Annotated in this window: 9 protein-coding genes and 1 pseudogene; 1 reads left to right on the top strand and 9 read right to left on the bottom strand. The window is 67.3% G+C overall.

The features are described from left to right. Positions 1-213 precede the first annotated feature (213 nt). From VHS75_RS05875 to VHS75_RS05860, 4 genes are read right to left on the bottom strand one after another with little or no spacing between them, the layout of a single operon-like run. Complete coding sequence (locus tag VHS75_RS05875; RefSeq protein ID WP_329637677.1) at positions 214-1,101, bottom strand: hypothetical protein; 888 nt, start codon at positions 1,099-1,101, stop codon at positions 214-216. A gap of 2 nt (positions 1,102-1,103) precedes the next feature. Next, on the bottom strand, positions 1,104-2,621 hold the full coding sequence (locus tag VHS75_RS05870; protein WP_329637676.1) for a hypothetical protein: 1,518 nt from the start codon (positions 2,619-2,621) through the stop codon (positions 1,104-1,106). Beyond that, on the bottom strand, positions 2,618-3,994 hold the full coding sequence (locus VHS75_RS05865; protein WP_329637675.1) for a hypothetical protein: 1,377 nt from the start codon (positions 3,992-3,994) through the stop codon (positions 2,618-2,620). Before VHS75_RS05865 ends, VHS75_RS05870 begins: the two co-directional genes overlap by 4 nt. Positions 3,995-4,003: 9 nt before the next feature. Further along, complete coding sequence (locus tag VHS75_RS05860) at positions 4,004-5,191, bottom strand: hypothetical protein (RefSeq protein ID WP_329637674.1); 1,188 nt, start codon at positions 5,189-5,191, stop codon at positions 4,004-4,006. Positions 5,192-5,579: 388 nt separating this feature from the next. On the opposite strand from VHS75_RS05860, the gene VHS75_RS05855 reads away from it, so the two are divergent. Next, on the top strand, positions 5,580-6,269 hold the full coding sequence (locus VHS75_RS05855; RefSeq protein ID WP_329637673.1) for a hypothetical protein: 690 nt from the start codon (positions 5,580-5,582) through the stop codon (positions 6,267-6,269). 57 nt (positions 6,270-6,326) lie between these two features. Here VHS75_RS05855 and VHS75_RS05850 read toward each other — a convergent pair whose 3' ends face one another. The 5 genes and pseudogenes from VHS75_RS05850 to VHS75_RS05835 form a co-directional block, all read right to left on the bottom strand. Then, complete coding sequence (locus tag VHS75_RS05850) at positions 6,327-6,590, bottom strand: hypothetical protein (RefSeq protein WP_329637672.1); 264 nt, start codon at positions 6,588-6,590, stop codon at positions 6,327-6,329. A gap of 94 nt (positions 6,591-6,684) precedes the next feature. Further along, positions 6,685-7,029, bottom strand: coding sequence for a VOC family protein (locus VHS75_RS23050; protein ID WP_414694247.1), 345 nt, complete (start codon positions 7,027-7,029; stop codon positions 6,685-6,687). Continuing rightward, entirely contained in the window at positions 7,019-7,570 is a 552-nt protein-coding gene (locus VHS75_RS05845) for a hypothetical protein (protein WP_329637671.1), read from the bottom strand. The genes VHS75_RS23050 and VHS75_RS05845 overlap by 11 nt, the downstream gene beginning before the upstream one ends. Then, a complete protein-coding gene (locus VHS75_RS05840) occupies positions 7,567-7,914 on the bottom strand; it encodes a hypothetical protein (RefSeq protein ID WP_329637670.1) in 348 nt (115 codons plus the stop codon). The genes VHS75_RS05845 and VHS75_RS05840 overlap by 4 nt, the downstream gene beginning before the upstream one ends. 70 nt (positions 7,915-7,984) lie before the next feature. Continuing rightward, positions 7,985-9,424: pseudogene (locus VHS75_RS05835) on the bottom strand (IS701 family transposase). Between the last annotated feature and the right edge of the window lie 91 nt (positions 9,425-9,515).

Below are 9,515 nucleotides of genomic sequence, written 5' to 3'. Positions count from 1 at the left end.
CCGGCATCAGCAGGCCCAGGCAGTAGTCCTTCAGAGGCGTCGCCCGGTCGGCGTGGCCCACCACATCGATCAGACTCTCGACATAGGCGCGAATGCCGCTTCACTGTCCTCGGTCCAGGGATCCATGCCCGCTGAGCTCCGCTGCTGGATGAATCACCAGCATAGCAAGCCGGACTGCTTCGCGAATCCCCCACCTTTTGTGACTCAGTAGTACTAGGAGGCCATCAGATCAAGCCGCGCGGCGCTGGGCCGTCTCTGCAGCATCGAAGGGTTCGCGTTCGCTTCGGTCTGGGCCCAATCGCGGGTCATCCGGTTCGCCGCGGTTTCGCCGAGCGGCGCTGGCCGCAGCTCGCCGCCCAGATCCTGGTAGGCCTGTTTCAGGCGCTCCCGGGCCCGGACCTGCGCCTCAGCCTCTGGACCGGCCTGGAGCGCGCCATTCAAGCCCAGCCGCGAATAGCGGAAGACATTGTCCGCGGCGACCGGCGCGGTGAAGCCGTTCAACGTGAACTCGATCGCCGCCTTGGCGGCCTCCCGAACAACCTCCGTCGCGCTTGCCGAGGCGCCGGCGCCGTCCATGTAGTCCTCGACGCGCTTGAGGACGTAGGACTTGCGCTCCACGTCCAGCGCCGCGTGCTCGCTGGCCGTACGCGCGGGATCGGCGAAGACCGAGGTTTCGGCGGGCGCAGGATGCTGCATGACCCGCTCGCGGGAGGCGAACCCCGAATAGGCGGTGTCGAGGCGCACATCGGAAAGTATGGCGATGATCCGGTCGACCTCGGCTTCCTCGGCTCGGCTCGGATTGGCCGGCAGGCGCCCAACGAGGCCCGTGAGCAGCTCTCGCACCGAGGACGTCGAGACCAGCTCGTCCGTGCCCAGATCGGCGCCGCGCCAGCCGGCGTTGAACCGGCTCGCCGACTTCAGCTGCTCGCGGACCTGGGGGAGCAGGCGCGCCGTCGGGGTTCGGCGCGGCTTGAAGGTAAACGTCCCGCCTTTGAGGCGCAGCGTCAGCCGCTCGCCGACCCGCCGCCAGCGCGCGTTCAGCGCCCGGTGGCTGGGCCGGCCCGCAGACCGGGATCGCGATAAGAGCTTGCGGGCAGCCAAGGCTAGGCTTGACCGATCGCCAGGGCGAACAGCGTGTAGTCGTTCGCGGCCGTGGGATCGACCGGCTCCACAGCGATAGTGATCTGGTTGAGCCCAAGCACCAGGTAGTCGTGGTAGTTGATCGAGGTGAAGTCGAGATTTCGAAGGTCCAGAGCCGAGACGTTTTTCTGGGCCCCCTGGCCTTCCTGCGCGTCGATGTAAATGACATCGCTGGAGACGCCGTTTACGGCGACCGTCAGCTTCATCGGGCTGCTCTGCGCCCCGATCCAGTGCATGAGGAGCAGGGCATAGGGCGTGGCGCTATCCAGGATCTTGAACTCAACGGTGAGCGAGACCGGCGCGCTGAAGGTGGTGTTCAGGCCCGGACCGAAACCCTGGCCGGTGACCTCGAGATTGTTCGCCGCAGAGACGATCTTGAAGCTGCTGCTGGCGTCGGGGCCATAGGTGAAGCGGTCGGAGGCGAAGCCGATCGCCGCGCCATTGCCCGCGCTGGCGTCGGCGATGCGGTCTAGTCCGTAGGTGCTGAGGTCCAAGTCCTTGACGCTAAACTGCGATGTCGCCGCCGAGATAGGGGCCTGCAGGGTCGCTAGGATCTTGTCGCCGTTCAAGCTGTGGCTTGCGGTGTAGTAGCTGGTGTTGTGGGTCACCGTGACGGTTTCCGACTCCGTCACCCCTTGCGGAAATTCGATCAGCCAGCCGGCCTTCATGGTGAAATCCGCGCCGAAGAGTGAGATTTGGCTCGGCGGCAGGACCAGGTTGGTGGTGGCCCCGCTGGTCGGGTCGGTGAAGCTGTCGAGCAGCCGGCCCTGCACAAAGGATGGCAGCTCGATCGAGGACGAGTCGCTGGTGTAGTTGTACTGCAGGACGTCCCAGGGATAGGTCTGGCCCCAGACCCAAGTTGAGGACATGTCGTTCACATCGGCGTAGCCGTAGGAACTCCAGTCCTTGACGCTCATCGTCTCCGAAGACGCCGCACTTGAGTTTCGGCTCGTGTCCGACCCATGAGCGCTGGATTTGAAGGAGCCGGACTCCCAGCCGTGCTGGTACTCCAGGCTGATATTGCCCATGGGCATCTCGCCGAAGAACCCTCCGGAAACCGACACACCGAAGGTGTTGGTTTGCGAGGTGTTGGACCCGCTGGAATGCTGGACGTTCTGCGCGGCGGCCTGACCCGCCTGGGCGCTGGTCGAGGTGGAGACGGCGGCGTTCAAAATTCGCGGGAAGATCTCGCGCAGCAGCACCGTGCCGCCGTTATTCACCGTAAGGCCGATCGTGTTGACGATGGCGGCCGGGTAGTCGCTGAAGGCGTCGACGGACGACGGGCCGACCGCATAGGCCGAAGCGTTCGGAATGATGACCCGGTGTCGGCAGACCAGGGTGTAGCCCAAGGTCACGCCGAGGTTTCGCACATCGCGATAGCGCTGAATTTCGTAGCGGATCACCGAGGTGCCGAAGTTGTTTCCGGCTGGCCCCAGCGGGGTGCTGGTCTCGAAGACGTAGAGGTCGTTGGGGTCAATCATGCTGGGCCTTCCGAAAGGTTTGAGAGGTCGCCCGGCGCCTGGGCCGGCGAAGATGGGTCCCCGTCGAAACACAGGTGAATCTGCGGCCCGTCACGGCCGCGCCCCGGCGTGCCGGCCGCGCCATGGACGCCAGGCGCGCCGGCTGGGGCATGGGCCTCGGAACCTCGCTCGTGGCATCGCCCGTGTGGGCCGCCCGCGCCGCCCCGGCCGCCAGCGCCCCCCGCCCCGCCGTCGCCGCCGAGACTGCGGCGCGACTCGCAGCCGATGATCTCCGCGGCGGACCCGGGCGCTTCGATGAAGATATGCGAGGCTAGGCCCCCGTTGCCGCCGCGGCCGCCATCGCCACCGGCGCCGCCATCGCCGCCGCGGCCCCCCGCGCCGCCGCGAATGAAGCCCGCAAAGCCGTCGAGACCGCCGGCCCCGCCGCCGCCGGCCCCACCGTCGCCGCCGCGTCCGCCCGGCTCGCCCAGATGTCCGGGTCCAGCTTGGCCCGAGACGAGCAGACCGCTCCGGCCGAAGCCCTTGAGCGCGCCGAACCGAAGGTCGGCCAGCATGGCCATGCCCCCGTTCTGGCCATTGTCGCCATGGCCGCCCGCCGAGCCCGGGCAGCCGGGCTCCCCGTCGAAGGCCTGCGAGACGACGTCCAGCAGCGCGCCAAAGGGGGTAGCCTGCAGGCGCGTGGCCTGGCTGTCCTGGCCCAGCGCGCCATCGACGCCCGCTTGGCCGGGTTCAGCGGGGCCTGGCCGATAGAGGCTGTAGGCGGGATGGCGGGTGCCGCGGATGCGCACCTCGAACGGCGGATCCGAAGCTGCGCCGTCGAACTCAACGACCCCGCAGTCCAGGGTGAAGATATTGCCGCGCACCTCGATGGCCGAGCCGGGCCCCACGCACAGCCGGTCGACCTTGACCAGCAGATAGAGCTCCTCGCGCAGGTTCAGGCCCGGCCACGCTTCGCAAGAGGCTGTGAGATCGAGAACCTCCCCCGCCCCGATGCGCAGGGTCTCGCGCCTCACAACGGTGAGGTGCAGGGGAAAGTGGCGGGCGCGCCCTTCAGGATCGCTGTCGACGTACTCGCCCGCCGCGAAGACGTACTCCTCCCCACGGTCGTGCATGCCCAGCCTGAGCTTCGTGCGCGCCCCGTTGGGGAGGTTCCCAGCGAAGCCTTGGCTGCGCCGGCGGCGTACGGCCTCGCTCGCCGGCCCGAGCAAGCGGCGCGCGTCTTGGATGGTCGGCACGCGCACAGTGTGGACGCCCGCCGGCCAATCCGCCCCAGGGCGCGGAAGGTCGAGCGGCCAGGCGAAATGTCCCGCGCTGCGCCCGGCCGGAAACGCCGGAGCGAGGCTGTCGCCGAGCACGACGTCTGGGTTCTCCACGGTCCGATCCTAGGTCCAGCTGGGCGTGATGGTGCTGGGCGCTCCGGTGTTTGACCCGGCGAGCCCGAGCGTTCCCGGATTGCCGCCCGCGCCGGCCGAGCCGGCCTGTCCATCCGACTGGCCCTTGCCGCCGGACCCGCCGCCCGCGCCGGCGCCGGCGGCGCCGCCCTGTCCCGGCGGCCCTCCCGCGCCGGGCGCCGCGGGGGTCGCGGTCAAGGTGAGATTTTGCTTCTGGGCCGCCGGAAAGTGGATGGCTCCGGGGTAGCCGTTCGTGCCGTTTCCACCGGTTCCGCCCTGGCCGCCATTGCCGCCATTGCCGCCGCTGCCGCCGTTGCCGCCGTCGGTTCCCTCGCACCCGGAATCGCAGCCGCTGCCGCCGTAGCCGCCCATTTGGCCCGCGCCGCCCGTGCCGCCCGTACCGCCTTGGCCGCCGACGCCGGACTGGGTGGCGACGATCAGGCCGCTGGTTGAGGAAGCATCGAAGGCGCCGATCATCATCGTCGCGGTCAGTGACGCGAGGCCGGGATTGCCCAGGCCGCCCGTGCCGCCGGCCAACCCGGCGGCCCCATCCGTGCCCGTGCCGCCATCGCCCGCGCCAATGCAGTTTCCGCCGCTCGGCGGGCTGGCGTTATGACCGTTTGTCGCCTGCCCAGCGGTGGAGGTGCCGGTTGTCCCTATCGGGCCCTGGGCCCCTGGCGCGCCCATGACACCGATGTGGTAGGGATTGGCCCCACCGGCGACGATGACCAGGTTGTCGCAGGCCAAGTTCATCGTGGTGTTCTCCACGGTGAGCGAGCCGCCATCGAATGTCAGGGTTCCCCAGTTCTGGGTGTAGATCCCAGCGCTCGGGCCGATGACCTCGTCGGTGCTGAAGGTGTAGTCGGCGGCCGAGACCGCCTGGACTCGCATCGGCAACAGCCGCTCTTTTGCGAAGGCCTCATCGTCAGGCAGCAGCGGGCCTTCGCCATAGACGTAGTCGAGCAGCCGCAGCAGCGGCGTCGACTCCGTCCCAGGCCCGCCATAGGCGGCCTTCAGGGCCGCCGAATAGGCCGCGGCGCTTTCGGGCGTCTTGCCGGCCGCGAAGATGGCCTTGTACTCGTCGATCGATCCGATGATCAGGATGCTCCTGATAGTTTCGCCCTTCCGAAGCGCCTCTGGATCGTGATGCAGAAGCTTGGCGCGGTCGTAGAATCCCATGGCAACCTCATGTATTGAACGGTAATTTTGGGTACGCATGTGCACATGCTCTCACGTCACAGGATGACGTAAGCCGTCAGACGGAACGCTATACTTCTGCTTATTTGGATCTACGCCGACAACACGTGGTCTCGAGCCACCTATCCTCGGCGCGCCGCACGCCTTCCAGTACTCGTGGGGATCACATCACCTTCGCACGAAGCGCATGTCCTTCGACATGAGCGCCGCGTCGTGGTGTCTTAACCCCCCAGTTGAGACGCTGCGGACGCCTGGTCCGCTCGCTCGCCCCAACGTCACCATTCACCTCACACGGGAAAAAGACAACCCTGGATTCACATCTTTCTCTATGACCACTTATACGAGTCTTGCTGCTCGATCGGAGGGTCCAATGCCCGCACCAGGCGCTCTCCACCAGGCCGTCGATATCGCCTGGTCTGTCGCCGATCTGCTGGCGGGCGTGTTCGAGGGCGAAGTCCGGGTGAGACGCCTGGGCGCCGAGCCGTCCTCGCCGCTGATCATGTCGTTGGATATGACCTACAATCAGGTGCTGTTCACCAACACCGACCCCTCGGGACGCCTCTACGGGCTGGTGACGGCCTGCCAGCCGTCGCAGGGCGCCCTGATATCGAACACCGTCGCCGTACCGCCCCCCGGCGATGTGCCGTTCACGCAATTCCCGAACTTCACCAAGGGATTGCTGACCGCGGCAGTTGTGGACACCTCGCAACCTGCGACCGACGTCGTGCCGCTCATCGGGCTCACCGCGCGAAGCTTCGTCTCCGCGCAGAACGTGGCGCTTGGGCCGCTGTGCCAGTTCACCCTGGACCCGATTAACAGCATGATCGTGCTCACCAACAGCGACCCTGACAACGGCTACTATGGGGAGTTCCGGATCACCACGGCCGTACCGTTCGAGGTCTTCGAGGTCGACGGGCAGGTCCCGCCCGACAGCGCGACCGAGATCCCCTTCCCCGAGTCACGGATCGGCACGGTCTTCGCGCAGCTGGACGTGCAGCTCTGGGGGCCGGTCAGCGCTGCGCAGATCATCGCGAGCGCGCTCGGCGCTCAGCAGCCCTGATCGCGCCTCGTGGATCCGAAACCTGACCTGGCCGCCGGGCGGACGGCGCGCCAAACCCTAGGCCGCGCCGCGGCCGAACGGCCGCCACAGGTTCAAGGCCGAGAAGTGGGCGCGGACCCGCTCGGCATCCTCCGCACTGGCGAACCTCACCTCCACCCGCTCGCCTAGCCCCTGGCAGGCCCAGAGCCCCCGGCAATTCAACGTCAGCCATTCGGTGACGATGGTGTTTGGCGTGTAGCCGGCCGGCGCGGTCGCGGGCTTGAGGATCCAGCCGCGCTCCGGCCAGCCGGCTCGCGACGCTTCGGGAAAGCGCACCCGCATCGGTCAGGTCTTGGGAATCGCCGAACTCATGATCGCGAGTGCAGCAGCAGATCGGCGCCGTCGCAAGCCGCGCGGCGTGGTCCGCGATCAGACGCTAGGCTTGGACGAGATCCACGAGGTGGCCGGCCGGATCTCGCACGGTCGCGCGATAGCCCCAATCCGAGCGGCGCGGCGCCGTCACAAGCTGGCCAAACGAGCGCTCCGCGGACCGGCAAGCGGTCTCAAGGTCCTCGACAGAGAACCCAAGGCGCACGCCTGTCGTCGGCTCCTGTCCCTCATTCAAGGGATAGATCTCGAGCACACCGGCCCCAACCTCTGCTGAGACATGCTTGGGACCTCGCCCATGCTGCTCATCTCGGAACTCTAATCCGAGCGCCGAGTAAAAGGCGGCCAGCCGCTTGGGCTCGCGTGCGCGCAAGACGAGATGACTAAGCAACATGATCCGCCACCCTTCGACTTCGATCGGCATGAGCGGGCGATAGGGGCGCCTCGAAACTGGGGAACCTTACGCGCAGCTCAAGGACGCCCCCCATGGCGGCGACGTAGTCGCGAAGGGTGCTGAGCTTCCAATCATCGCGCTTCTCAAGCCGCGAAACGCCCGCCTGATCCATCCCCAAAGAGGCGGCTATGGCGGTCTGGCTCTCACCCACGAGATGCCGCACGTCTCGCAATCCAAGCGGCGGACGCGCGGCAGTCTTCTTCCAGCTGGCGGCCAACTGAAGAAGCCTGAGACTCGCCTGTTGTGGCTCCCGGAAAAGCTCGTCAGGCCGGTCTCCGATCCCGACATCGTCCTCTCTTGTGAAGAGCCCAAATCCTCGCGCCTTCGACCAGGAGACGCTCGCCGACATGCCGTCGAGATCGAAATCCAGCCACCATTCGCCGGCGGGATCGGCAGGCCGGTCGACCTCCACGCCTACGACGATCTCGGAGCGAAGGACGTGGAGAAGCTCGAAGATGGCCTCTGGCAGGGTCAGGGTCATAGGCTTGCGCCGTTGCGGCCGGTCTTGCTGAGTAGGCATGACTTTCCTTTCACGAGCTCGATGCGGAACGCGCCGTGGTCGGCGATGAGGATGTTGTGGCCCCGGGAGCGGTAGCGGCGGACATCTGGCCGGCCGTCGACCTCGCGCCGGGCGTCCTCGCGCGGCGGGTACATCCGGCCGTCATCCATCGGATAGTCCGGATTAAAGGCGACGCCTGAGAGTTCATCCTCGACTGTATTCAGGGTGTCGCAGATCAGAGCCAGGGCCTCGTCGGCCGTCTCGCACGGCTCAGCCGCCGCCAGGCGGCGGAGGAGTTCATCGATGCGGTCCTGGCGGGTCACCATGTTATTGATGACATATGTCTTTGACGACATGGATGCAAGACCCTCGGCGTTCGCCGACGGGCGCCTAGTACTACTGCGTCATAAATGACCCCGTTGCCGTCCCTCCATGGGCCGCGCGCAGCAAGGACATCGCTGCAGGGTCTGACTGAGAGCGAAGGTCAAGCGACGCCTAATGGTGGCGATCGAGTTGGGCACGTGGCGCTCTGGCCGGATCGGGGGATCCGCGGGGTCGATAACCTGCGGGAAGGCCAGGCGCCTGGCCTGACGCGGTGCGAGGCGCAGCTGAAGGGGGGAAAGTCTCCCGGAGGGAGACCATGAATCCGTAGGCGGCGATGCAGAGACTGGCGTGGTGATGGAAGCCTCGCCACCCGCGGCCTTCGTAGTGGCCGAGGCCCAGTTCCTGCTTGAGATCCTGGTAGTCGCGCTCGATGCGCCAGCGCAATTTGGCGGTGTCGACGAGGGTTTCGATCGCGGTGTCGGCCGGCAAGGTGGAGAGCCAGTACTTGGTCGGCTCGGGCTCGCCCTTGGGCCACTCGATCAAGAGCCATTCCTCGGGATGAGGCTCGGTGCGCTTCCAGTCCCGGGAGGCCGGGCGCAGCCGCAGGGCGGTGAAGCGCGACGCCAGCGCGCTGTTGCTCCCTTCGCGCCAACGGACCTCCTGCCAAGCCTGCGGCGGCAGTTCGAGCGCCAGGGCCTTGGCCGAGGTCGCCGGGTGATCGGGGTCGCGCTTCAGCCGCGTGAGCTGGCGGCCTCTGACGCCCTTGAGCTTGGGCTGGGGCGGCGTCGGGCCCTCTGAGGGCTTCCAGACGCTCAGCGTCGGAAGCACGCCGACGACATACGCCAGGCCAAGCTCCGTTGCGCCGGCGCGAAGCGCGCCGTCAGCCCCATAGCCGGCGTCGGCCAGGACGACACCGGGCGTGACCCCCTGGGCCATCGCCCCCCGGATCTGCTCCAGCGCGATCTGCGGCTTGGTCTGGAACACCACCGCGTCCGGGACCTTGGCTTTCTTGCGCCGCTCGGCATCGTCGGCCCAGGCCTGCGGCAGATACAGCCGCCAGGCGATCGGCAAACTGGCCGAGGTGGTGGCCACCGACAGGCTGACGGCGACCTGGCAGTTATCCTGCTTGCCCAACTGCCCGCAGTACTGGCGCGCCACGCCCACCGAGTGGCGGCCCTTCTTGGGAAAGCCGGTGTCGTCGATGATCCAGGCGCGCACCGGCTCCGCTCGCTCGATCACCGGCAGCACCTGATCGCGCACCCGCTGAAGAAGCGCGGTGTCCGACCAAGGCGCCTGGCCGACAAAGTGCAGCAGCGACTGATGCTGCGCCGAGACCCGCGCCGGCGAGGTCACCGCCGCCATGGGCTCGACGCTCTTGCGCTCCCCCGGCATCAGCAGGCCCAGGCAGTAGTCCTTCAGAGGCGTCGCCCGGTCGGCGTGGCCCACCACATCGATCAGACTCTCGACATAGGCCGCGAATGCCGCTTCACTGTCCTCGGTCCAGGGATCCATGCCCGCTGAGCTCCGCTGCTGGATGAATCACCAGCATAGCAAGCCGGACTGCTTCGCGAATCCCCCACCTTTTGTGACTCAGTAGTACTAG

Source organism: Phenylobacterium sp., assembly GCF_036264965.1.
Taxonomy (GTDB): Bacteria; Pseudomonadota; Alphaproteobacteria; order Caulobacterales; family Caulobacteraceae; genus Phenylobacterium.
This window is presented reverse-complemented; position numbering and strand designations above follow the sequence as displayed.

Bases quoted from the DNA above. Each gene is read 5' to 3' on its own strand.
- VHS75_RS05870 (WP_329637676.1), bottom strand. From the start codon at position 2,621: ATGATTGACCCCAACGACCTCTACGTCTTCGAGACCAGCACCCCGCTG.
- VHS75_RS05860 (WP_329637674.1), bottom strand. From the start codon at position 5,191: ATGGGATTCTACGACCGCGCCAAGCTTCTGCATCACGATCCAGAGGCG.
- VHS75_RS05855 (WP_329637673.1), top strand. From the start codon at position 5,580: ATGCCCGCACCAGGCGCTCTCCACCAGGCCGTCGATATCGCCTGGTCT.
- VHS75_RS05850 (WP_329637672.1), bottom strand. From the start codon at position 6,590: ATGCGGGTGCGCTTTCCCGAAGCGTCGCGAGCCGGCTGGCCGGAGCGC.
- VHS75_RS23050 (WP_414694247.1), bottom strand. From the start codon at position 7,029: ATGTTGCTTAGTCATCTCGTCTTGCGCGCACGCGAGCCCAAGCGGCTG.
- VHS75_RS05845 (WP_329637671.1), bottom strand. From the start codon at position 7,570: ATGACCCTGACCCTGCCAGAGGCCATCTTCGAGCTTCTCCACGTCCTT.
- VHS75_RS05840 (WP_329637670.1), bottom strand. From the start codon at position 7,914: ATGGTGACCCGCCAGGACCGCATCGATGAACTCCTCCGCCGCCTGGCG.